The organism is Brevibacillus antibioticus (genome assembly GCF_005217615.1).
Taxonomy (GTDB): domain Bacteria; phylum Bacillota; class Bacilli; order Brevibacillales; family Brevibacillaceae; genus Brevibacillus; species Brevibacillus antibioticus.
In genome coordinates this window covers 4,956,663-4,979,023 of sequence record NZ_SZNK01000001.1, presented here as the reverse complement: position 1 = coordinate 4,979,023, position 22,361 = coordinate 4,956,663, and the positions used below count along the sequence as shown (strand labels likewise).

Here is a 22,361-nt window from a genome sequence, read left to right as displayed (position 1 = left end):
TACTCATACTGCTTTTCATGGGATCCTAATTTTATTGAAGAGGGATGATGATGACCTTACGGGATAAAGTTCCATCAAATGATGTGCCTACGCGCGAAGAAGCTTTGAGTCATTTGCTGCAATCGATTGCCTTAGAGGAAGAAGCCTTGTCCAGATTGCTAAACGCGGAAGCTGACAAAGCCCTTGCTTTCGTTGGCAAAAATCTGGACTTCCCCAACAACCCCTCTAATGATGAGATCATTACCTTTAATCGCACAGTCATTTCGATTCTGGATTCGGTGCTCATGGCTGAGTGGCTTTTGTTAAAAAAGCTGGATGCGGCCATTCACATGTACCCCGTGGCGCTTAAATCAAATTTTGAGATGGAAGAATCCGATTTCGGGGATGAATTGGATGACATCACCATCGACTATTAACGAGTTCATTTCAGGAATTCGAGGTCAATTGCCATGAAGAACAAAGGTATCGATGACCAAACCGTTCTAAAGCTGACCTATTCCATCGTCCAGTTGGTCAAAGGATTGGAATCTCGCTTTCATCATGCCAAAGATTATGAACTCATGCTGTTTGGCTACCAAATATCAACGATGATCAATCTGCTCGTCAGACTGCATACCCACATACATAATAAGCAGATTGCTCACAGTTTCTTTTTTGAATCGCATCCCCCCCTCCATCCCACTAGTGAAATGCACACTCCTGTCCTTGCTGCGATAGCCCAGTTATCGGAATTGGTAAAGACATGGAGGTGTCCACATAAACAAATCACCACCTTGATAGAAAATCATCTGCGGCAATTACAAGCTTTTTACTCGATAGAACCGGAAGAGGATTCCCCCTACGACGAGCCGATGCAATTGGAGCTAGAAGGAGATATTCGAGACGACGAACCTGTACAGCTTGACGTTCCACCTGTGCCTACCCCAACCCCTCCATTGCTCGCAAACAAAGCACGCATCGATACGGCCAAAAACCGGAAATCAGCACGTCAAAAACCCCCATTATTAGCACAGGCTGCGTCCGTCCCTACTCCCGATAAAAACAAAAGCAAAACCAAGCGGCCCAAGCCTGTAACAAACGTGGCAAAAGTGCGTGGCCAGAAAAAGATGCTCGCTAAGCGAGTGTCTGCGCCTACAAAGCCTCCCTTTGTACCGAACTCCGTAAAGGTACGTATCGGCAATGTCACCAAGGTCATCCACATATGAACCTGAATCTAATGAAGGAGTAAGGGATATGGCTCGTTTGGAATTGATTGAAGTGGCCGGCAACAGTTATGTGGTCTCCGGTAAATACGGGATCGGTGTCTATTTGGATAGGTCCAGCAAAACTGCTGTTTGCATTGATAGCGGCCCGAATACCACTGTCATCGAGAAAGTATGCGCGAGAATCAGCGATCGAGGGTATCAAATCCTTGCCGTTGTTCATACACATGGTCACGCTGTTAACCACGGTGGCAATCCCTATTTGATAAAAAGGTTCCCCAATCTCCGCATCTATGCGACACATCTAGCATCCTATATCATCGAAAATCCGCATCTCGAGCCTTTGGTTTTCGACGCAGGTGGAGGCTCTGATACGAAGCCTGATGAAAACAAAGAGAATACACGTGCGCTCGTAACGGATTATCTTCCATCGACCGATGGTATCTTTCACGTCCATACCATTCCATTCAAAATCGTCTCCTTACCTGGACATTCGCCGGGAATGGTCGGCATTATTACCCCTGATCATGTCCTTTACTGCGGCGATGCCTTGTTTGGTCCTAAAACATTGAACAAGCAGGCTCTCCTTTTTTTTAATGATCTGAGGGCTGCCAAAAGAAGCTTCAAAAAGCTCTCGATGATGAAATTAAATGCTTATGTGCTGTACCATGGCGGACCCTACAAGACAGTCACAGGACTAATTAACAGGCATCTCACCCTTATGAAAGACACCTCTGCTTTTCTTGAAGCATGGATTCATGAGCAGCCAAGCACTCTCGAACAAGTAGTCCAAAAGGTCATGAAAAAGTATGAGCTTGAAGATGACTTGCACCGCTACGGTTTGACTACCTCGATTATCCGCTCTTATTTAAAAGAACTACAGCAAGAGAACCGAATTGTCGCAAAGGTGGACAATGGTTTACTGCTATTCAGCAAACCCACGCCAAACACTTGAACAAAAGCTGTATATGGGGGTGTACCATGGGTAAAAAACGTATTTTAATCGGGAGTCCCATTCAACAATTCCCGATTATTTTGGAGGAATTCCTTCAATCCCTCACGGAGTTGACTACCAAAAATGAACTGATCCATTACATGTTCATTGACGATAACAAAGACCCTCTTTCCAGTACACTCTTGGCTGATTTCGAGAAGGAGAACAAACGAACCGTCATCCTCAAAAACACAGACGATGATACGTATGTCCGAAATGAAATGACCCATTATTGGACGGAACGGAATATTTGGAAGGTAGCGCAAATGAAAGATACAATTATCTCCTATGCGCTCCAAGAAGGTTTTGATTACTTGTTTTTGATCGATTCCGATCTCGTTTTACATCCTCACACCCTGAAACAGCTGCTTCAAGCCAATAAAGATATTATCTCCAACATTTACTGGACACGCTGGCAGCCTGATTCGATTGAGCTTCCTCAAGTTTGGCTGATGGATCAATACACGTTAACACGCGAGGGGGCTTCCGAATCAGCGGAGAACCAAAACTTTTTGGAGATGCTGCGTAAACCGGGTGTGTATGAGGTAGGAGGCCTCGGTGCATGCACATTAATCCACCGAAAGGTCTTGGAGGCGGGCGTCAGCTTTAAACGAATTGCGAACTTGTCGTTCTGGGGAGAAGATCGGCATTTTTGCGTTCGGGCTGTAGCTATGGGCTTTTCTTTGCATGTGGATACTCATCTTCCCGGGTACCACATCTACCGTCAGTCGGATCTGGCAGGAGTGAGCGATTATCGCAAAAAAAATGGCATGACAGCGAGGAAAGCGAATCAGATTTCAATCAGTTTATGCATGATTGTCAAAAATGAAGAAGACGCTCTGGAGCGTTGCCTCTCCACCGTTGCGGATCTCGTCGATGAAATCATTATCGTCGACACGGGTTCAACAGACCGCACGAAAGAAATTGCGTCCAACTATGGCTGTACCATTTATGATTTCGAGTGGATTGATGATTTTTCAGCCGCACGCAACTATGCGTTCAGCAAGGCAACATGCCCCTATATTTTGTGGTTGGATGCAGACGATATCCTTCTGGAAAAAGACCGTCAGCTTTTCCGCGAGTTGAGGTTTACATTGAATTACAGCATCGACAGTGTCACGATGAACTACAACCTTTCTGTAGACAGCAATGGGAATGTGGCATACAGCATTCGCCGCAATCGCCTCGTAAAACGCGACCGCGGATTTCGCTGGATCGGACCCGTCCATGAGTATTTGGAAGTGAGCGGTAACGTCATCAACAGTGACATATCCATCACGCATAACAAGCAGAAGGGATACACGGACCGCAATCTACAAATCTATCGACGCAGGGATGCCAAAGGAGAAGAATTCTCGCCACGGGACTTGTACTATTATGCGAATGAATTACGCGACAATCAGTATCATGAAGAAGCCATTACTTTTTACACGAAGTTCCTGAACACCCAACAAGGCTGGGTAGAGGACAACATTAACGCTTGCCTGAAGTTGGCGAGTTGCTATTCCCACCTCTATGAGAGACAAAATGTTCTGTCGTCGCTATACCGTACGTTCAACTACGATCGCCCACGGGCGGAAGCGTGCTGCCAGATTGGAGCCTTTCACGTCGAAGATAAAAATTGGCTGCTCGCCATTTTTTGGTATGATCTCGCAACAAAAGTAGAACGACCTGCTGAAAAGCTCGCACACATCGACCATGTTTCCTGGACCTGGCTACCTCATCTGCAACTCTGCTTATGCTATTCTCAAATGGGGGACAACGAGAAATCACGTCACCACAATGATATTGCCTACTTATACAACCCAACTCACCCTAGCATTCTCTACAACAAAAAGTACTTTGAGTCTCTGACCTGACTCCCCTCGTGATCATGAAAAAGTTACCCACCCTGTGGGTGAATGTATACATGCCATAAGTAATGGTGGTCTATTTTTTGATGAGCACGGTGCTTACCGGTGAACACAAAGGTCAATCTGGAAATCAGATTGGCTTTTTTCCGTTTCTATACAGCCAGGCACGCGCACAGATAAAGCCTCATAGCATAGTAATAAGTTTTTGAATGTAACAGGAAGGATGAATGCCATGTCTCAAGCCAATATTCCCAATATTACTCCCACCATTACTGTAACGAGAGACGATGCTATCAATCTCCTCCTTACTTCCATCGCCATCGAAGAGCTCAGCCTCGGGCATATTATTCATGCAGAAGCAGAAAAAATGCAATATGCCATTGGTACACTACCAGGCTTGACTGTTCCTGCTTCAGTAAGCGATCTCCTTCTGGTGAATGCAAGCGTTCGCCAAACCTTGCAAGACGTTACGAAAAAAGAAATGCTCTTGCAATCGAAACTGGACAACATCCTGTCTGTTTCATCCAGCAGCACAGGTGGCATAACGGGGGCTACAGGAGCCACGGGGGTTGGTGTGACGGGGGCCACCGGGGATACAGGTGCGACGGGGATTACTGGACCGACTGGCGCGACGGGGGCCACCGGAGAAACTGGCGCTACCGGGGCCACTGGCGCGACTGGACCTGCTTTCACCACTGAAAACTTCTCAGCCTTTTTATCAACTGTAACCCTTGGCGAATCTTCCCAATTCGTTAACTGGTCAATAGCCAGCCCCTATTATGGCAGCCCAAGTTTCAATCCGCTAACTGGCACTTATACAGTACCAGCGACTGGAACTTACGCCATCAAAGCAACCATTAACTATGAAACAAGCGAAGCCATTACCAGTAGTTTAGACCCGGAAATCACCCCTGCATTTGAAGTACAGAGAATCACCCCTACTGCAACAAAACTCATTATCGGTGATTTTCCTGTTCTCAACGTAAACATTGCGCTCGTACTCATATTAAGAGCCATTCTGGGGGCGGGAACCGTCACGCTCGCAGGTGACGTTCAACTCAATGCAGGTGATACAATCGGTTTGTTCTATGTGGCCAATGGATTGACCATCAACCTCAACCTAGGTGGCGGCGGCGAGGGCATCGTCTGGTCCATTCACCGTCTCACCTAACAAGATTTTGCCTTTACGAAAAAAGCTGACTGCAATCTACCATGCAGTCAGCTTTTTCCTGTCCGTTACATTCCTGGCTTACACCTTTTTCACAAATTCGGATTTCAATTTCATTGGACCAAAACCATCGATTTTGCAGTCGATATCATGGTCTCCGTCAATCAAACGGATATTTTTTACTTTTGTCCCGATTTTCACGACCAATGAAGTCCCTTTAACCTTGAGGTCTTTAATGACGGTTACAGTGTCTCCATCATTCAAGACGTTTCCATTCGCATCCTTGATGACTTTATTATCTTCACCGTTGTCGCTGTCTGCTTGCAACGTCCACTCATGGCTGCATTCGGGACAAATCAAGGAGCTTCCATCCTCGTACGTGTATTCTGAATGACATTTTGGGCAATTTGGCAATTGGCTCATCTTTCATATAACCTCCATTCGATACTGTCCATTCTACCATAACTAGCCTGAAGATCTGGCCACCTAACCAATAAGCCCTTCGTCCCGTGCTTTTTTAACGGCTTCTTCACGATTCTTTACACCCAGTTTCGCATAAATCACTGTGGTACAATTGCGTACTGTTCCTTCAGAAAGAAAGATTTTCTCCGCGATTGTTTTCATGCGAAGCCCCTCTACTAACGAGGTCAGTATGCCTCTTTCCCGTTCCGTCATGCCATAGGGACACTCGCGTCCTTGCTTTTGGCGAAGTCCATTAAGCTCTTCTTGCTGCAAGCGCATTTCTTTGAAAAGGACATCCGCAATCTTATGGTTAATCAAGGCTTCACCCTGATGAACAACTCGTATCGCCTCTACCAGCTCGACTGGACTAACCGATTTTAACAAGTAGCCATTCGCGCCTCTCCCTAGCGTCTCTGTCGCAAGGGCTGTTTCTTCGAAGGTCGTCAACATGATGACACGCATATCCGGCCACCGCTCACGTATCGCTTGTAGTGTCTTCGCCCCGTCCATGACAGGCATTTGAACATCCAAAAGTACGACGTCGGGCTTTTCTTTTGGAATGATATCCAGTGCCATCAAGCCGTTCTCTGCAACCCCGACCACCTGTAAATCTTGCTGATTCTGTAAAACGAGTTGCAAACTTTCCCTCACAAGGGGCTGATCATCGACGATCAGGATACGTATGCCTACACGTGGTACGGACTTCATAGCTGGCAAACTACAAATGACCGTCACCCCTCCTTCGTCCATACAATGGATCGATAATCGTCCCTGAAGTGCTTCCAGCCTTTCCTTCATCGATTGCAAACCAAATCCGAATTCGATCGTCCCATTTCCTTCCCCATTATCTTCGACCTGCAACCGGATCTGGGCTTCTTCAAAGTAAAGCCCCACTTGAATTTGTGATGCTTTTCCGTGTCGCACAGCATTTGTCAGTGTTTCTTGCAAGCAGCGGTACAAAGTCAGCTTCATGGAACGGCTCAACGCATACTCAGCCCCGTACATACGCAGCTTGACGGACACTCCTGTAGCCACTTGAAATTGCTCGATCAATTCAACGAAGGCGGACTCCATGGTCGTAGCAGATTCATAGCCATTATGAGCCCACTTGTGGAAAATCCCTCTGGACTCGTCCAAACCTTGTCGGGCCATCTGCAAAAGCATGTCCAGCCGACTAGCCTCCGCATCTGGTATTTTAGACCGAAGCATCTCCATCCCCATAATGAGCGATGTCATCGTGTGTCCGATCGTGTCATGCAGCTCTCTGGACATTTTGTTCCGTTCTTCCAGCAGCGTGATTTCCTCCACCTGGGAAGTGTATTGCTCCAATATTTGGTTCTGATGTTGAATGATCAGGCCTTGCTTGTGCATACGGCTAAGCAATTGAAAGGCAAAACCAAGCGCATATGCCGCGAAATGGTACACAATTAGATCGCTTACGACTATAGGCTCGAAATCAAACCCAATTGCCTCGCCCACAAGAAACGGAATCGCCGGAATCACCAAAATCGCCAATGGTCCCGTCCAGCGATAAGATCGTTCCACACTGTGATATCCGATGAGAAAAGCGATGGGGATAAACTGCCATCTTACTCCTTCAAAATAGAAGTTCAAGGCAATGCACAAGCCTCCACTCAAAATAATCTCAGCGAACAAATATAGGTTACGAGAGTATCGACGCAAACAAATAGGGACGACAAGCACGAAGAACAAAACGATCAATGTAATCACTATCGGATAAGGCAATTGATCGTGATGGCTGACAAAGCCGAGAATAATCGTCAATCCCCACATAAAGTGGATGGTGAAGATCATCCAGTCGACCCATAACCATCGTTTAACAAATGCAAGCAATTGGTACACCTCATCTACATCCAAACTTTTCTCCATTATAGTATCAGATGACGATCAGCTACTATCACGATAAACAATGACATTCTGTTACTTCTCACCGTGACACTCATCGTCCTATACTCATCCCTGTCGCTGGCCTTACAACAATGGACTGACGCTAAACCCGAAAGGTGATGAACATGACATTATTTGCTCTACGAAAATGGTTTGCCGTTCTGCTCGTATCCTGCCTCATGCTGTTACAGCCTCTATCAGTGGCCAATGCTCACTCGCCGCTTACTACTCCTTCCATCGAACAAATAGTTGATCCCCTCATGAAAAATGAAATGAACAACTTGCATATCCCGGGCGCAGCCATTGTCATTACCCAGGGAGATCGCATCATTTTTAAAAAAGGCTATGGTTTTGCCGACGTCGAACAGCAAATCCCTGTTTATCCTGAACGTACGGTGTTTCGAATCGGTTCCGTGACCAAGTCGTTTACTGCTACTGCAGCGATGCAGCTCGTGGAAAAAGGCAAGCTTTCCTTGCGCGAAGATTTGAATACCGCCCTAAAAGACTACAAAATTACCAATAATCGTTACGGACCGATCACACTCCACCACCTGCTCACACATACAGCCGGTATAGATGAAAAAATTTACAAAAGAGACAACCGCGAGAGTGTGATCCCAGAATTCTCGACCGAGCCCGTAAATGAAACGCTTCAGATGCAGGAGACGATTTTCACGCCAGGCAGCAAATTTCAATACAGCAATGCGGGCACCGGATTGTTAGGGAGTGTAATCGAACAAGCTTCCGGTCAATCTTTGCATGACTATATGCGGGAGAATATCTTCCGCCCGCTAGGTATGGATTCCGCCGAATTGTATCTCCCGGAGGACAAGAGCAAGCTGGCAAAAAGCTATTATTACGACGGAAACGCCTATCAAACGATTCCTTACTCAGGGATTATTTTCCCAGGGAGTGGTGCCGCTAATATGACACCAGTCGACTTCGCCCCCTATATGATCGCCCATCTTTCTGGCGGCAGCTATAACGGCACATCTCTACTCAAACCAGAAACTGTCCAGCTTATGCATGCCCAGCAATTCGCTGCCCATAAGCGCATGTACGGGATCGGCTACGGCTTTTTTAAAGGAGAGACGAAAAACGGCACTCCTACCCTGTGGGCAAACGGTGGGATTGATGGCTTCACCTCGAAAATGGTGCTGATTCCCTCAGAATCAATCGGCATCTTTGTTGCGGTGAACGCCGCGCATCCGGGCTTGGAGCTGCACGGCAAGGTCGTGAATGCGTTTACCGACAAGCTACTGACAGAGCAAGTCCGCAAGCCCCTAACTCCTGTTGATGGCACCATAGACGAAATAAAAAAGCTGGAAGGTCAATATCTGCTTACCTTGACACCCGAGAATGGCTGGGGCAAAGGGCTTCGGCTGCTCAGTAGCTACACCTACACAGTGAAGGCATTGGACGGGAAGACGATATCCGTGACTGGTTTATTCCAAAATGAAGGACAGCAATCCCTTGAGAAAAAGTTTGTGCAAGTAGACGATCATTTCTTTCAAGAGATCGGCGGCGAGGAACAGCTATATTTTCACGGGGAACAAGGGAAATTTTATATGACCGGACCGATGAACTTTTCGCTCCCTCGCATCCCCTTCATCGAAAGTCCGTCTGTTCTACTGGCTCTGTATGTGATTCCCGGAATCGTGTTCATCCTTCTTTCGCTCGTCTGGATCGCTCGTTTCGGGCTACGCAAATGGCGCAAACAATCGCACGCTATTTCCAAAATCGTTCCGATTATGGCTCTGCTTCATAGCTTGTTTTTTATCATCCAATTCACCTATGCAAACACAGAGCTTGTCTATGGCTACCCGGCCTTCTACCAATTCGTTGTCGCATCCCTACCGATTGTTTCGTTGGCCGCCGCCGCTTATTTGCTCCTGCGAATCGGAACAGCCAAGGAGCGCGATCGCTGGAAGGTAGCGAATAGCGCAGCAGCGGTACTCTCCATCCTGTATACTGGCTATTTATTTTACTGGAACTTTCTTTCGATTCATTACTCATAGGACTCCGAGTTCAGGACTAATAGAAAAATGACTAGCAGCGACATCTGCTAGTCATTTCTTTTTCGTTCCTCACTCATATCGCAACGCGTCAATCGGATGGAGCCTAGCTGCCTTATGAGCCGGATAGAGCCCAAAGAAAATACCGATGGCACTGGAAAACCCAAAAGCAATTACGATACTTTCCCATGATAGTAGCGTCGGTACATCGACATATTGCGAGGCAAACATGGCTGTCCCGATGCCGAGCAGCACCCCAATCGTTCCACCAATCAGGCAGACGATCATCGACTCGATCAAAAACTGCAGCATAATATCTCCGTAACGCGCCCCTAACGCTTTGCGAATGCCGATTTCCCGCGTCCGCTCCGTGACAGATACGAGCATGATGTTCATGACGCCTATCCCACCGACAAACAGCGCAATCCCGGCTGCGACACTAAAAATCGTGGTGAGCGTGCCGGAAAAGGAATCCATCTCCCCCAGTGCATTCTCGATACTATCGATTTGGTAGTAGTTTTCGCGATCGTGCCGGCGGTTTAAGTACTTCTCTGTCTGACTCTTGGCTGCTTCCATCGTTTCCTTCGACTTGGCTTTTACAGTTATCGTATGAACGTACTTGTACCCGTCCATATTATGCAGAAAGGTAATCGGCATATAGGCACCCTCGGATCGACCATCGTCAATCATCAGCTTGGCTTCCCTTACCACGCCGATAACGACGACTGATGCTGCTTTGAAAGTCAAACGCTTGCCAATCGGGTCTTCACGTCCGAAAAGCCCTGCCGCTAACTTTTCGGTTAAAACGATAACCGGCTTCCCCTCTCTTACTTCCTTCGTAGTAAAATATCTGCCTGCAACTAGTTTCAAGTTGGGTTGAACCTTTAACAGATCCTCATTTGTTCCTTGTATACTTGCGTCCTTCCCCTTTTTCGGGCCACGAATTGTTCCATAAAGACTTGTGAACGGCACGGCCTCTTCAATGTAGGGCGATTGTTTGGGAAGTGCATAAGCATCCTCCACTGTCAAATCAGTAATCTTGCTTCCTTGGCCCCACCAAACAGTAACGCTGAAATTAGTAGCACCCAGCTTCTCTAACTGATCGGTATAAGCCTGTTGACTGCCGTTTCCTAGTGTCATCACAGCAATAACAGACATGATTCCGATGATGATCCCAGACATCGTCAAGGTAGCTCGGAGCTTATTTGTCCCAATCCCTTCCAGAGCCGTACGAAAGCTTTCGAGTAAATTCACGTGAGGATCACCTCCTCGGACGCAGTAGCAAACAAGCGCTTCTCCACTCGCTCATCTCGGATGATATGACCATCTCGAAACGTAATGACGCGCTCGGCATGCTGGGCGATATCCGCCTCATGCGTGACGAGGAGAATCGTTACCCCTTGCGCATGCAACTCCTGAAAAATCGCCATGATCTCGATGCTGGAACGACTGTCCAGATTCCCTGTCGGCTCGTCAGCAAGCAAAATGGCTGGCTGGTTAACCAACGCTCTGGCGATAGCTACCCGTTGTCTTTGACCGCCGGACAGCTGCGTTGGTTTATGATCCATCCGCTGGGCAAGTCCGACACGCTGCAACGCCGCTTTCGCTCTTTTTTTGCGTTCTGTCATGCCGACGCCCGCATACATCATCGGCAACTCTACGTTTCGCAGCGAAGTAGCACGTGGCAACAGATGAAACGATTGAAAGACAAAGCCAATTTTTTGATTGCGTACCTGCGCCAGCCCACTATCCTTCAACTGCGTAACATCAATTCCATCCAAGACGTACGATCCGGAGGTTGGCCGATCCAGACAACCCAGCATGTTCATAAACGTCGATTTTCCAGAACCAGACGGTCCCACAATCGCCACGAATTCACCTTGAGCTACGTGGATATTGATATTTTGCAAAGCGAACAGCTCCAGCTCATCCGTCTTGTACTGTTTGGTTAACCCCTCAATGTTCAGCATATGTATCCTCCTTTACCCCGCAAACTCTTCGGGAGATGCTTGGAAGATCACTTCATTTTCTTGCAAGGTTTCCGGTGGATTCGCTACCAATTCTTCACTGCCATCCAATCCGCTTTCAATTTGGATAAACAATTCACTTTCAATTCCAGTCGTCACTTTTTTCTTTTTGACTTTGCCATTTTCCGCTACCCAGACAAAGGAAGATCCATCTTGATCTGTCACGACTGCCTCAATGGGGACTTGCATGGCGTTTGCTGCTTTTTGCAGGACGATGTTCACATCCACGTGAAAACCTGGCTTCAAATACTCCCTCGTCTCATTTAGATGGACAGCGACCGGCACTCCCGTACTCTCTCCACCCGGCTCTTTGCTGGTTACAGCCATAGGAGATATGCGCGACACCTTACCTTGCAACTGTTCTCCGCCTAAGGAAATGCCTGAGACCACCGCATCCTGTCCGATTTTGATTTTACGCAAGTCAGATTCTCCGACTGCTGCTTCGACCATAACATCATTGGTATCTCCAACCGTGAGAATTTCCTCGCCTTTACTTAGGTACTTCCCTTGTTTCACCTTCATCGAGAGCACCGTCCCGTCAATCGGAGACACGATGCTGCTTTGCACACGTTGCTTTTCATATTTTGCTTTTTCCAAATTCAGCTTTTGAATTTGCGCCTGGTAGGAGCGAATCTCTGCCTTGTCTGGCCCTTTTTGCTTCAAAAGTAAATCTTGCTTCGCGACTCTTACTCTTGATTCCGCAGTCTGTAGCTTTTGCTTCGCCTCCTCTACAGCCTGTTGGGTAGACACGCCTGCGGTAAACAGCGATTGCGTTCGCTGGTAATCTTTTAATGCCGTTTGGTATTCACGTTCATGCTGGGCAAGCTGCTCCTGCATTTTCGTGACTTCCTCAGGCTCCACACCTTTGGAGAGCCTTGCGATATTCGCTTCCTGAATGGTGATCTGTGCCTCGATATCCATGATTTCATTGCTGACATCGGACATGTCGATATTGCCGATCACCTGCCCTTTCGTCACTTTGTCTCCCTCCTTGATGGAGAAGTTCCGCAATTCGCCTGCATAGTTAGCGAACAATGTATGTTCATTTCGTACTTTGACCATGCCCGACGTCAAAATGGTGCTTTCCAAATCGGCCGTTACCACCGTAGATAACGTGACAGGAGTGCCATTCTTCTTTTCTACCGAAGAAGCCGCATAGCCGCCAAACCCAGCCACAAGCACGCCTACCCCCAGCCAGATCCACAAACGCTTTTTCATATTCCTTACCTCCCCCAAAACTGTAAGCTCCGGTCATCCTTGGCCAATAAAAAAAACCCACTTTTTCCTTTACAGGTTCCACCCTGGCTCGTCACCCGATCAGGATAAGGAAAACTGTTAAAAGAAAAAGTGGGGTAAAACTTAAATTTTTTTAAAGTGAGGGAGTTAATTCGTAAGGTAAGCGTATTTCAAAAATCGTCCGGATCAAATTGCTCTCGGCAGAAATCGTCCCTTCGTGGCGCTCGACGATATTTTTGGCGATAAATAGCCCGAGACCTGTGCTTCCGTTTTGATGGCTTCGGGCCTTGTCACCTGTGTAAAACACCTCGAAAAGATGCGGCAGATCTTCCGGGGGAATCTCGTTGCCATAGTTGATAATCTGCACAACGACCTCCTCACCCGCAAGAAAACCGTTGATATCAACAAACTGACCATCGTGCCCGTAACGGATGGCATTCGTCATGATGTTCTCGAAAACGCGTGCCAAGAGCTCACCATCCCCACAAACCGTCAATCGTGAGGCCACATTCATTCTCGTTTCCAACTGATTTTTCTCCAAGGAAGGATATAGCTCCTCGTTTAACTGCATGAGCAGTTCACTCAGGTCAATCAGATTCTGTTGGATGGTGAGCATGCCATAGTTCATTCTCGTAATTTCGAAGAGCTCATCGATCAGCTTTTCCAAACGCTGCGACTTGGTAAAAGCAATATTCGTGTAATGTCGCGCTTGTTCCACCGTTAACTTCTCGTCCCGCAAAATGAGGTCCAAATACCCTAAAACAGAAGTCAGCGGCGTCCGCAGGTCGTGTGCCAGGTTCAAGACCAACTGATCCTTGCTGCTTTCGGCAAAATCCCCTCTTTGTACAGCTTCCTGCAACTTTTCACCCGCCAGATTAATGTCCTTGGCAATATCTCCAAACTCATCGTTCGACGGTATTTGAACATGATGGGTAAAGTCGCCGTTTGCAAGATGATGAATTCCTCTGGAAATCTCCTGAAAGTAGACGGCATACCGTTTGGTTAGCAAGAAGAAAAATAGTATGGCTAGTGGAACAAAAATAATCAGAAAGAAGTAAATGTCCCCTATTTCTCGCATAAACTGGCGAATCGGCGCTAACATGCTTTCCATTTTCACCTGTGATCGATAGTAAAACTGTAGCGCTTTAAAGATCACATAGGTAACCGAACCAGATAGAAGCAGACTTAGGCCCAATAGCTTGACCATTTGGAACCGAAAGCTCCGTATCATCTTAGCCATGAAAGGAATACCCTACGCCCCAGACCGTTTTGATCCACTTGTTCTTGGTTTTTTCTTCTCCCAGCTTCTTTCGCAAGGTGCGAATGTGTACCATGACTGTATTGCTGCCTTCATAGTACGCTTCGCCCCACACCATCTGAAAAATATTGTCCGCACTAAACACCTTCTTTGGATATCTGGCCAGCAGGTAGAGAATATCAAACTCTTTCGGTGTTAACTCAATCGTTTCTCCGTACAGGCTCACAGTTCGCTCTTCTGGATAAATGACAAGTCCACCTGCCTCTAAGACCTTGTTACTCGCTACTGCTACTGCTGGTTGATTCAGCTGCTTAAAGCGTCGGAGCTGGGCATTCACACGAGCGACCAATTCCATTGGATTGAATGGCTTGGTCATATAATCATCTGCGCCCATCACCAATCCCGAAATTTTATCCAGATCGGACGTCTTGGCACTCAAAAAGATAATCGGCATATTGTGCTGCTCACGAATGAGACGGGTGACCTCATAGCCATCCAGCCCAGGCATCATAATATCGAGGATCGCCAAATCAATCGAATGCGTCTGCACCGCTTGGAGGGCTTCCCTTCCATCCGCTGCGATAATTGTGTGGTAACCTTCTTTTTTCACATGCAAGGCAACGAGCTCAGCAATCTCCGCTTCATCGTCGGCGATCAATATGGTGACGTGCTTCATCGTTTTTCCCATCCCTTGTATACATTTCCTACCATTATAACAGGTATGAAAAAACATTTCTGTTATCGCACGTAGCGCTTGTTCATACAATTATGGATAATAATTACTTTCAGTTTGTTTTGACTTTGCAGACTTTTCTATATTACTATATTCATGTCCACATCATATCTGTCATAAATATACTTGGGGGTAATTTATGAAAAAACTAATGTTTGCTGTTGTTTCTAGTTTGTTGGCACTTACGGTAAGCGCGTGTGGCACTGGCACAGATCAGGCTGCCTCAACATCTGGGCAATCCGGTGCACAAAAGTACGTTTTTGGGACAGATGCAACCTACCCACCCTTTGAGTTTGAAAAAGACGGAAAATACGTGGGAATTGACATCGACCTGATCAATGCGATCGCCAAAGAAGAGGGCTTTGAGGTAGAAATTAAGCCGATGGATTTCAAAGGTATCATTCCAGCTGTTCAAGCGAAGCAATTGGACGGTGCCATTGCGGGGATCAGCATCAACGATAAGCGCAAAGAGGTTTTAGATTTCTCTGAACCTTACTATCAAGCAGGTCTTTCCCTGGTCGTACGTGAGGACAACACAACGATTAATGGAGAGGCAGATTTGGCTGGTAAAACGATTGCGATCAAAAAAGGCACGACTGGCGCGACCTTTGCTGATGAGCTCGGGAAAAAGTACGGAGCGACTGTCAAATACTTCGACGATAGCCCTTCCATGTTCCAAGAGGTTCAAAACGGCAACGCTGATGTAACCATCGAGGACTATCCGGTTATCTCTTACAAAATTACGGTAGACCCTGCTTCCAAGCTAAAAATTGTAGGCGATCGTCTCAATGGTGACCACTACGGCATCGCGGTTTTAAAAGGGAACAAAGAGCTACAGGACAAACTCACTTCCGGTTTGAAGAAGCTGAAAGAGAACGGGAAATACGACGAAATCATTAACACATACTTGAGCACGAAAAAATAAAAGGCGCAAGACGCGCCTTTTTTTCACCTTAGAAAGAATGGAGTTGTCCAAATGAGCAGTAGTTGGGATGTCATTGGCAATGCGCTTCCTGTATTGGCCCAAGGCTCTGTGGTCACGTTAAAAATAACGGTTATTTCCCTGTTTTTCGCTCTCTTAATCGGATTGCTCTTTGGCTTAATGAGCACCAGCCGCTCCAAAATACTCCGCGGCCTTGCAACCGCTTACGTTGACTTTCTCCGCGGCACACCGCTGTTAGTTCAAATCTTCTTTATTTATTTTGGATTGCCGCCTGTCCTTGATATCAAAATTCCAGAAACAACCGCAGGTATTCTTGCGCTCAGTCTCAATGCCGGAGCGTACCTGGCTGAAATTTTCCGCGGAGGGATTCTCTCCATTGATAAAGGACAGATGGAAGCGGCTCGTTCCCTGGGACTCACGCACGGAAAAGCCATGCGCCTGGTTATCTTGCCTCAGGCTGTTCGCCGCATGATTCCTGCTTTCGTCAATCAATTCATCGTGACGCTAAAAGACACCTCGCTCTTAACCGTCATTGGTATCCGTGAGCTGATGAACAGTGGTGAGATTATCATTTCTAGCAACTTTCGCTCATTCGAAATTTGGGCTGTGGTAGCGGTCTTCTATTTCCTGATGATTTACATCCTCAGTCTGCTATCCCGTTCCCTTGAGAGGAGGTACGCGAAATGATTCATGTAGAAAATTTGAAAAAGAGCTTTGGCTCGTTGGAAGTCTTAAAAGACATCTCGACTACCATTAAAGAGCGCGAAGTAGTCTGTGTCATTGGTCCCTCCGGCTCGGGAAAAAGTACGTTTCTGCGCTGCCTGAACCAGTTGGAAGAGGTGACATCTGGCAAGATCACGATTGAGGGCGTGGCGGTTACTTCCCCCAAAGTGGACATTAACAAGCTGCGAGAGCGTGTCGGGATGGTGTTTCAGCGGTTCAATCTCTTCCCGCATCTCACTGTTTTGGAAAACATCATGCTTGCGCCCAAGCACGTCAAAAATTCAGAGCGCCAGCAAAATGAACAAAAGGCGCTGGAGTTGCTAAAAAAAGTAGATTTGGCAGACAAGCGAGACGTGTACCCTGATCGGTTGTCTGGTGGTCAACAACAGCGTGTAGCCATTACCCGTGCGCTCGCCATGGACCCTCACATCATGCTGTTCGACGAGCCTACCTCTGCACTCGACCCGGAGATGGTCGGAGAGGTTCTTCAGGTGATGAAGGATTTGGCCAAAGAAGGAATGACGATGGTTGTGGTTACACATGAGATGGGCTTTGCCCGTGAAGTAGCTGATCGCGTGATTTTCATGGATGGCGGATACATCGTCGAAGAAGGCACGCCTGCCGAGATTTTTGACAATCCCCAGCATGAGAGAACCAAGGCGTTTCTCAGTAAAGTACTATAGACAAGCAACGGGCATGATGCGATTTTTCACCCATCATGCCCGCTTGTTTTTTCCTATTTCACTTCGGCCTGCTCTGGTTCTCTCCCAAAACAGACTGGTTGGTTGTCGCTTTACCCGATATCCCGATTTTCCAGCATGAAATCAATAAACTTCTTATGCGCCCGTGAAAGCCACTTGTTTTTATGGTAGGCAATTTGCGCATAGAACAACAGCTCTTCCTCGCACGCTATCATTTTCACTTTTTGCTCGTTCAACAAGGCCTCGACGCTAATATACGGCATCAAGCTCACGCCTAGACCGTTCGCCACACTCTGCTTGATCGCTTCCATACTGGAGAATTCCAGATGGTGCCTCGGCTTGATCTCCCTTTTTTCCAAGAAGCGTTGAAAAAACCGCCGCAGAGCACAATGCTCCCCGCTGAAAATCATACATTCCTCGCCAGCATCCTCTATTTTTTCAAACGAATGATCGCGCCCCCCGATAAAAACCAGCCGTTCGGTAGAGAACGGCTCCACAACCAGATTCGGATCATCGAGTCTTGGCTCCAGCGTGATCACGATATCCAATAGACCTTCATGCAGCTTTTCCCGCAAGCGAATGCAGTCGTCCATCACGAATGAAATATTTACGCCCGGGTAGCTCGCTCTGTACTTGGACAAAATGTCACCCAGCCGATAGATCGTAAGCGTCTCCGAGGCTCCGATGCGTAACTCACCTTGCAGTGATTGCTCATTCGCCGATATATCCTTGATCTTCGCGTACGAAGTCAACAGCTCCTCGACATACGTGTACAGCTCGCGACCATAGGCGGTCAACTGAATTTTCTTTCCCAGTCGATCAAACAAGGGGACACCCATTCCTTCTTCCAGCTGCTGAATATGGGACGTAATCGTCGCCTGTGAATATTGCAGTGCTTGTGCGGCCTTCGTAAAGCTGTTGAAATCGACGACTGCCTTAAAGGTTTGAAATTGGCGAATTTCCATGCTCACTCCCCCTTGCCCGCTTGTTTTATTATTAGAAATTCTGAAGATCATCTTCAGAACTTTCATTTTTACTAATAACTAATGATAGCATATCATTCTTGGTATGTACCGGTACGGCTTGAACGATTCGAACAGAGGAGCTGATTTTCGATGAAAAAAGTGTGCTTGTTATTACCGAATGGTTTTGAAGCAGTAGAGGCCAGCGTATTTACAGATGTAATCGGCTGGAATAAGGAAGAGGGCGACGGGACAACGGAGCTGGTGACGGTGGGAACGCGCAAAGAGTTGAAATGCACGTGGAATTTTACCGTAATCCCCGAAATGGTGATCGATGAGGCGGATGTAAATGACTTCGATGCACTAGCACTGCCTGGCGGTTTTGAGCATGCAGGCTTTTATGAGGATGCTTATCGCGAGGACGTTCTCGCTTTCATCCGTGAATTTGAAAAGCAAGGCAAAGTGATCGCCTCCATCTGTGTTGGCGCACTGCCCCTCGGCAAAAGTGGGATTTTACATGGACGAAACGCAACGACCTACAACCTGAACAACCAATTGAGACAAAAGCAGCTGGCAGCAATGGGTGCGAATGTTATCCCTGACCAATCCATCGTGATCGACAACAATATTATTACCTCGTACAATCCATCGACCGCTTTTGATGTGGCGTTTACTCTTCTGGAGTCGCTGACATCCCGCGAAAACACCGACCAAGTGAAACGCTTGATGGGGTTTCTTGTATAAATGAGTGCGAGAATAAGAACGCTTTATCCATCACACCCTACTGGCAAAAGGAGTGGTGAATCATGGAGAAAAAGCAAGGTTCTGCCGAGCACGAGCCTACAGTAGCGCCAAGCATGTCCGGTCATGATCCTTTGGAAGAAAAGGCGACGGAAACAGAAGTGGAAAAAGGGGATTACACAAAGGTAACGCGGCTGTTCCTGGATCGAACGCCGGAAGAGTAAAAACTTAACGACTTGGTGTACTATCGTTGCCTCACCTTTCACGTGTAAAGGTGGGGCTTTCTTATGTCCGTGATGGTTATTTTCTACGGATACACATCGTCCTGATCAGCAAAAACAAGGCACAGCTAAATCTTGATGACAGCCCTAGGTCATAAGAGGAATTTACCAAATAGAGTAATTTGATGTTCTTATCAAATCACTTACCTAATAGTGTAAATAAAAACCAATTACGGGAGGTTGGGAAATGTCAGTTCAAGAAAAGCTATTATTTGCAGATTTACCTGCGTTAAATTCAAGTCCAGAAAGTGTTAGGCAGGCATTTAAGAATAGATACGGGGTTAATCCCGATGGTATTGCGCTTAACAGTGAAACGTATTTTGATGCTGTTGAACCTGCTATCACAGAGCGTTATGGTCATCCATGCTATAAAACAGTAGGACCATTCTCTTATTCAAACGGAGCCAGTCAACCTCCAATAGATGAAGTAGTTAGTAGTCATACGGCTGTAAATCGTGGAAAGGAAAAAGCAACCCTTACATTAGAAGTTCAAGCGAGCTGGATGAATGAGCAATCATGGTCATCAGAAAGCACGACAGGTTTAACGATATCAACGAGTTTTGGTATCGAAGGAGTTTTCCAGTCAGGGCTGGAATTTTCGATTAGTACCACTGTAGGTGAGTCAAAATCTGAAACAGAATCAAAAACTGCTACAGCAACTGTAGAAGTCACGGTTCCTGCTAAAAGTAAGAAAAAAATAACGATGGTTGGTACAAAATTAAAAGAATCAATGGAATTTACAGCTCCTATTGAAGTAACAGGTAGATTTGGTGCAAATTTCCCGAAAAAGGTTGAAGATCACTACTATAAGTTTACTGATGCTGCTTTAGTATTAAATAAGACAACAGGTGAAATTAAAGGTACAATTAAAAATACAGTCATCTTTGATGTTAATACAGAAATTGGCGAGTCTGAGTCGTTAACGCCACAAGAAATCGCGAAATATAGTGCACTAGATATTACTGGGGATATAATACTTCTTTGATGATTCCAGCAGGATGGTAGATAGCTGTTTGGGCTAGATTGGACAAACAAAACCGACTCAGTGGGAAGAGTCTTACCTACCTGCAACCCTATGATGTGTTTACGCCGTTCGAAATTGCAACGACCATACCTGTCAAAAGACGCGGAGCTTCTTCTCACAAGGAAAGAAGGTCTGCGTCTTTTTTATTTTTCCATGATAGTTAAAATTATCCTAGTCGATTATAATCATGAAACAACAGATGAATCACACGTAAAAGGTGGCGTGACGACTTGTGAATATTTGGAGGATACTGGACATCGATCCTACCGATGATATTTCGACGATTAAAAAAGCCTATGCGAAAAAGCTGAAGCTGCATCACCCGGAAGAGGATTCGGAGGGCTACCAACAACTGGGAGAAGCATACGATCTGGCCATCAAGATGGCGAAGCAGCGACAGGGAAAACCAAAGGCAGAAGTGACATCCATAGCCGATGCAGAACCCCCTGTACAAATGGAAGAGGATACTCCCATCCTCACTGTTCAGCGTCGGCTGCCCTTTCAACATATGGACGCCGAACCAGAGCGCAATGATCCAGTTGCACAGATAGACACTATTATGGAGCAAGTAAAAGCTTTGTACGACGATTTCCCTTCCAGAATCTATCCGGAAAATTGGACAAAGCTGCTCCGTTCTGACTTAGTGTGGAATATACATCAGAGCAGAATCGTCAGTGATCGCCTCTTTCACTTTCTACACGAGCACCACCATTTGCCCAAAAGCGTGTGGTTACTACTAGAGGATTGCTTTCAATGGCGAGAGCTTATTCAAAAGCCTCTTTATATGGACAAGCACTCGAAAAATTTTTGCCAATACTATCTGAAGCAGCTAGACGAGCCAGGATTGCGTTTTGACACGTTGCTTGCGGCGCCCCATCTCGATCTTGATCTATTTTTGTCTTACCGCGATGCAGCTTATCAAGCCTTGAAAGAAAATCAACTGGAGCAAGCAAGCAGCTCACTTAACGCGGCTATTGCCTTATTTGCCGATGAACCCGAATTGCTTCGTCTCCAGGGAGAGTATTGCCAGCGCATCGGAGACACGGATGGTGCACTCGACGCATATTCCCGTATCATTAGCATTCAGCCAGACGATATCGACAGCTACCTGGCTCGAGCCTACATATGGTACCACAAACAACATATCACCGAGACTCAGAAGGACTGCGAGTACATCTTGTCTCAACTCCCAAACCATCCGGAAGCACTGAGCCTACTTGGAAAATGTCAGCTGAAGCTGGGTAATGCAGCTCAAGCAAAAGTCACATTTGAACAGCTGCTCGCAAACAGTCCGCACGATTACGAGGCGCTCATTTTGCTCACCCAGATTCGTGGAAGCATGATGAAGCAAGCAAAGAAGCTGCCAGCCAAAGAACGGAAGCTTGCCTTACAGCAACTGACTGCGGAGCTGGGCGAACGGGAAGGCTTGAATAAACAAATAAAGCCAGCCATTCATTTTCAAGTAGCCATAGCTACGGTGGCCCTTGCTCTCATCATGCTTTTTCAATCTCTTCTATTCAACGCGTTTGTGGATCATACAAAATTAACTCCCATTTCATATATTCAGCTTCACTTGAATGGACTGGTCAACATATCATCGCCAGAAGCTTTGGGACAGATAGGACCCAATCAGTTTGTTCAGACGAAGATAACGAATCTCCATGATCTGAAAATTTATCGATATTCCAAAACCAATAAGGACGGAAATAGCTCCATCGCTTACGACAATTATCTAACGCTCAATGAAACCGGAGCCATCAGAAGCATTACTCCTTCAGGCTGGGTGAATATTGGCTATCTGGGTGATACGCCTATCCTTGTCATTACGAAGGAAAGTTCGATCGAGATTGAAAAAACCGGAATCTTAGAATTTGAAATGGGGCAGGTAATGGATATACCGCCTAAGGTACTGATGGACACAGAGAAGATGTTACAGCAGTTGGAGTTGAACCCTATGTTCGATTTCACCAAGCTCCATCAAAATCAAATGATCGACGTAAGGTATATGACGATTCCGAGCCCACCGTTGGAGATTTATTTCTACGGGCTGCTTCTTTTGGTCTTGTATCGCTTCTTCTTTGGTTCACTGTACAAGCTGTATATCATCACTCGAGTCTATTAACAAGGAGT

General features: G+C 46.6%; 21 protein-coding genes. 13 read left to right on the top strand and 8 right to left on the bottom strand.

What is annotated here, in order from left to right; genetic code table 11:
- Positions 1-50 precede the first annotated feature (50 nt).
- The 5 genes from E8L90_RS24170 (at position 51) to E8L90_RS24150 (ending at position 5,220) form a co-directional block, all read left to right on the top strand.
- Positions 51-416, top strand: a complete 366-nt coding sequence (locus E8L90_RS24170; protein WP_137031665.1) for an alpha-helical endospore appendage domain-containing protein — start codon at positions 51-53, stop codon at positions 414-416.
- A gap of 33 nt (positions 417-449) precedes the next feature.
- Complete coding sequence (locus E8L90_RS24165; RefSeq protein ID WP_137031664.1) at positions 450-1,205, top strand: hypothetical protein; 756 nt, start codon at positions 450-452, stop codon at positions 1,203-1,205.
- A gap of 28 nt (positions 1,206-1,233) precedes the next feature.
- Positions 1,234-2,157 (top strand): MBL fold metallo-hydrolase, encoded by a 924-nt coding sequence (locus tag E8L90_RS24160; protein WP_137031663.1) that lies wholly within the window; start codon positions 1,234-1,236, stop codon positions 2,155-2,157.
- Positions 2,158-2,183: 26 nt separating this feature from the next.
- Positions 2,184-4,055 carry a glycosyltransferase gene (locus E8L90_RS24155; protein ID WP_137031662.1) on the top strand — a complete coding sequence of 624 codons (1,872 nt, stop codon included), beginning with the start codon at positions 2,184-2,186 and terminating at the stop codon, positions 4,053-4,055.
- Between the two features lie 226 nt (positions 4,056-4,281).
- Positions 4,282-5,220 (top strand): alpha-helical endospore appendage domain-containing protein, encoded by a 939-nt coding sequence (locus tag E8L90_RS24150; protein WP_137031661.1) that lies wholly within the window; start codon positions 4,282-4,284, stop codon positions 5,218-5,220.
- A gap of 78 nt (positions 5,221-5,298) precedes the next feature.
- On the opposite strand, the gene E8L90_RS24145 is transcribed toward E8L90_RS24150, so the two are convergent.
- On the bottom strand, positions 5,299-5,640 hold the full coding sequence (locus E8L90_RS24145; RefSeq protein ID WP_137031660.1) for a zinc ribbon domain-containing protein YjdM: 342 nt from the start codon (positions 5,638-5,640) through the stop codon (positions 5,299-5,301).
- A 63-nt stretch (positions 5,641-5,703) separates the two neighbouring features.
- The gene (locus E8L90_RS24140) at positions 5,704-7,557 is read right to left on the bottom strand and encodes a helix-turn-helix transcriptional regulator (RefSeq protein WP_137033583.1); all 1,854 of its coding nucleotides are present in this window, start codon (positions 7,555-7,557) and stop codon (positions 5,704-5,706) included.
- A gap of 155 nt (positions 7,558-7,712) precedes the next feature.
- Here E8L90_RS24140 and E8L90_RS24135 point away from each other — a divergent pair, with 155 nt between their 5' ends.
- Positions 7,713-9,605 carry a serine hydrolase domain-containing protein gene (locus tag E8L90_RS24135; RefSeq protein WP_137031659.1) on the top strand — a complete coding sequence of 631 codons (1,893 nt, stop codon included), beginning with the start codon at positions 7,713-7,715 and terminating at the stop codon, positions 9,603-9,605.
- Positions 9,606-9,674: 69 nt separating this feature from the next.
- On the opposite strand, the gene E8L90_RS24130 is transcribed toward E8L90_RS24135, so the two are convergent.
- The 5 genes from E8L90_RS24130 to E8L90_RS24110 all read right to left on the bottom strand — a co-directional run bounded on the left by E8L90_RS24130 (position 9,675) and on the right by E8L90_RS24110 (position 14,799).
- Complete coding sequence (locus E8L90_RS24130) at positions 9,675-10,856, bottom strand: ABC transporter permease (RefSeq protein WP_137031658.1); 1,182 nt, start codon at positions 10,854-10,856, stop codon at positions 9,675-9,677.
- Complete coding sequence (locus E8L90_RS24125) at positions 10,853-11,572, bottom strand: ABC transporter ATP-binding protein (protein ID WP_137031657.1); 720 nt, start codon at positions 11,570-11,572, stop codon at positions 10,853-10,855. Before E8L90_RS24125 ends, E8L90_RS24130 begins: the two co-directional genes overlap by 4 nt.
- Before the next feature lie 12 nt (positions 11,573-11,584).
- The gene (locus E8L90_RS24120) at positions 11,585-12,847 is read right to left on the bottom strand and encodes an HlyD family secretion protein (RefSeq protein WP_137031656.1); all 1,263 of its coding nucleotides are present in this window, start codon (positions 12,845-12,847) and stop codon (positions 11,585-11,587) included.
- Between the two features lie 151 nt (positions 12,848-12,998).
- On the bottom strand, positions 12,999-14,105 hold the full coding sequence (locus E8L90_RS24115) for a sensor histidine kinase (protein ID WP_137031655.1): 1,107 nt from the start codon (positions 14,103-14,105) through the stop codon (positions 12,999-13,001).
- Positions 14,098-14,799, bottom strand: a complete 702-nt coding sequence (locus tag E8L90_RS24110; RefSeq protein WP_137031654.1) for a response regulator transcription factor — start codon at positions 14,797-14,799, stop codon at positions 14,098-14,100. The genes E8L90_RS24115 and E8L90_RS24110 overlap by 8 nt, the downstream gene beginning before the upstream one ends.
- Before the next feature lie 196 nt (positions 14,800-14,995).
- Here E8L90_RS24110 and E8L90_RS24105 point away from each other — a divergent pair, with 196 nt between their 5' ends.
- From E8L90_RS24105 to E8L90_RS24095, 3 genes are read left to right on the top strand one after another with little or no spacing between them, the layout of a single operon-like run.
- Positions 14,996-15,781 carry a transporter substrate-binding domain-containing protein gene (locus E8L90_RS24105; RefSeq protein WP_137031653.1) on the top strand — a complete coding sequence of 262 codons (786 nt, stop codon included), beginning with the start codon at positions 14,996-14,998 and terminating at the stop codon, positions 15,779-15,781.
- Between the two features lie 51 nt (positions 15,782-15,832).
- Positions 15,833-16,486 (top strand): amino acid ABC transporter permease, encoded by a 654-nt coding sequence (locus tag E8L90_RS24100; RefSeq protein ID WP_137031652.1) that lies wholly within the window; start codon positions 15,833-15,835, stop codon positions 16,484-16,486.
- On the top strand, positions 16,483-17,205 hold the full coding sequence (locus tag E8L90_RS24095) for an amino acid ABC transporter ATP-binding protein (RefSeq protein WP_137031651.1): 723 nt from the start codon (positions 16,483-16,485) through the stop codon (positions 17,203-17,205). The genes E8L90_RS24100 and E8L90_RS24095 overlap by 4 nt, the downstream gene beginning before the upstream one ends.
- Positions 17,206-17,315: 110 nt before the next feature.
- On the opposite strand, the gene E8L90_RS24090 is transcribed toward E8L90_RS24095, so the two are convergent.
- Complete coding sequence (locus E8L90_RS24090) at positions 17,316-18,188, bottom strand: LysR family transcriptional regulator (RefSeq protein ID WP_137031650.1); 873 nt, start codon at positions 18,186-18,188, stop codon at positions 17,316-17,318.
- A 150-nt stretch (positions 18,189-18,338) separates the two neighbouring features.
- Here E8L90_RS24090 and E8L90_RS24085 point away from each other — a divergent pair, with 150 nt between their 5' ends.
- The 4 genes from E8L90_RS24085 to E8L90_RS24075 all read left to right on the top strand — a co-directional run bounded on the left by E8L90_RS24085 (position 18,339) and on the right by E8L90_RS24075 (position 22,353).
- Positions 18,339-18,929: a DJ-1/PfpI family protein gene (locus E8L90_RS24085; RefSeq protein ID WP_137031649.1), complete on the top strand. Its 591-nt coding sequence runs from the start codon at positions 18,339-18,341 to the stop codon at positions 18,927-18,929.
- 62 nt (positions 18,930-18,991) lie between these two features.
- Complete coding sequence (locus E8L90_RS30375; protein ID WP_167497619.1) at positions 18,992-19,150, top strand: hypothetical protein; 159 nt, start codon at positions 18,992-18,994, stop codon at positions 19,148-19,150.
- 244 nt (positions 19,151-19,394) lie between these two features.
- Entirely contained in the window at positions 19,395-20,192 is a 798-nt protein-coding gene (locus E8L90_RS24080) for a hydralysin-2 (protein WP_137031648.1), read from the top strand.
- Between the two features lie 271 nt (positions 20,193-20,463).
- Positions 20,464-22,353 (top strand): tetratricopeptide repeat protein, encoded by a 1,890-nt coding sequence (locus E8L90_RS24075; RefSeq protein WP_137031647.1) that lies wholly within the window; start codon positions 20,464-20,466, stop codon positions 22,351-22,353.
- The last annotated feature ends 8 nt before the right edge of the window (positions 22,354-22,361 follow it).

What these genes read in the sequence shown, in the direction of transcription:
- E8L90_RS24125 (WP_137031657.1), bottom strand. Translation starts at nt 11,572, where the DNA reads ATGCTGAACATTGAGGGGTTAACCAAACAGTACAAGACGGATGAGCTG.
- E8L90_RS24120 (WP_137031656.1), bottom strand. Translation starts at nt 12,847, where the DNA reads ATGAAAAAGCGTTTGTGGATCTGGCTGGGGGTAGGCGTGCTTGTGGCT.
- E8L90_RS24090 (WP_137031650.1), bottom strand. Translation starts at nt 18,188, where the DNA reads ATGGAAATTCGCCAATTTCAAACCTTTAAGGCAGTCGTCGATTTCAAC.
- E8L90_RS24095 (WP_137031651.1), top strand. Translation starts at nt 16,483, where the DNA reads ATGATTCATGTAGAAAATTTGAAAAAGAGCTTTGGCTCGTTGGAAGTC.
- E8L90_RS24155 (WP_137031662.1), top strand. Translation starts at nt 2,184, where the DNA reads ATGGGTAAAAAACGTATTTTAATCGGGAGTCCCATTCAACAATTCCCG.
- E8L90_RS24080 (WP_137031648.1), top strand. Translation starts at nt 19,395, where the DNA reads ATGTCAGTTCAAGAAAAGCTATTATTTGCAGATTTACCTGCGTTAAAT.
- E8L90_RS24085 (WP_137031649.1), top strand. Translation starts at nt 18,339, where the DNA reads ATGAAAAAAGTGTGCTTGTTATTACCGAATGGTTTTGAAGCAGTAGAG.
- E8L90_RS24150 (WP_137031661.1), top strand. Translation starts at nt 4,282, where the DNA reads ATGTCTCAAGCCAATATTCCCAATATTACTCCCACCATTACTGTAACG.
- E8L90_RS24135 (WP_137031659.1), top strand. Translation starts at nt 7,713, where the DNA reads ATGACATTATTTGCTCTACGAAAATGGTTTGCCGTTCTGCTCGTATCC.
- E8L90_RS30375 (WP_167497619.1), top strand. Translation starts at nt 18,992, where the DNA reads ATGGAGAAAAAGCAAGGTTCTGCCGAGCACGAGCCTACAGTAGCGCCA.
- E8L90_RS24105 (WP_137031653.1), top strand. Translation starts at nt 14,996, where the DNA reads ATGAAAAAACTAATGTTTGCTGTTGTTTCTAGTTTGTTGGCACTTACG.
- E8L90_RS24145 (WP_137031660.1), bottom strand. Translation starts at nt 5,640, where the DNA reads ATGAGCCAATTGCCAAATTGCCCAAAATGTCATTCAGAATACACGTAC.
- E8L90_RS24170 (WP_137031665.1), top strand. Translation starts at nt 51, where the DNA reads ATGACCTTACGGGATAAAGTTCCATCAAATGATGTGCCTACGCGCGAA.
- E8L90_RS24110 (WP_137031654.1), bottom strand. Translation starts at nt 14,799, where the DNA reads ATGAAGCACGTCACCATATTGATCGCCGACGATGAAGCGGAGATTGCT.
- E8L90_RS24115 (WP_137031655.1), bottom strand. Translation starts at nt 14,105, where the DNA reads ATGGCTAAGATGATACGGAGCTTTCGGTTCCAAATGGTCAAGCTATTG.
- E8L90_RS24100 (WP_137031652.1), top strand. Translation starts at nt 15,833, where the DNA reads ATGAGCAGTAGTTGGGATGTCATTGGCAATGCGCTTCCTGTATTGGCC.
- E8L90_RS24160 (WP_137031663.1), top strand. Translation starts at nt 1,234, where the DNA reads ATGGCTCGTTTGGAATTGATTGAAGTGGCCGGCAACAGTTATGTGGTC.
- E8L90_RS24165 (WP_137031664.1), top strand. Translation starts at nt 450, where the DNA reads ATGAAGAACAAAGGTATCGATGACCAAACCGTTCTAAAGCTGACCTAT.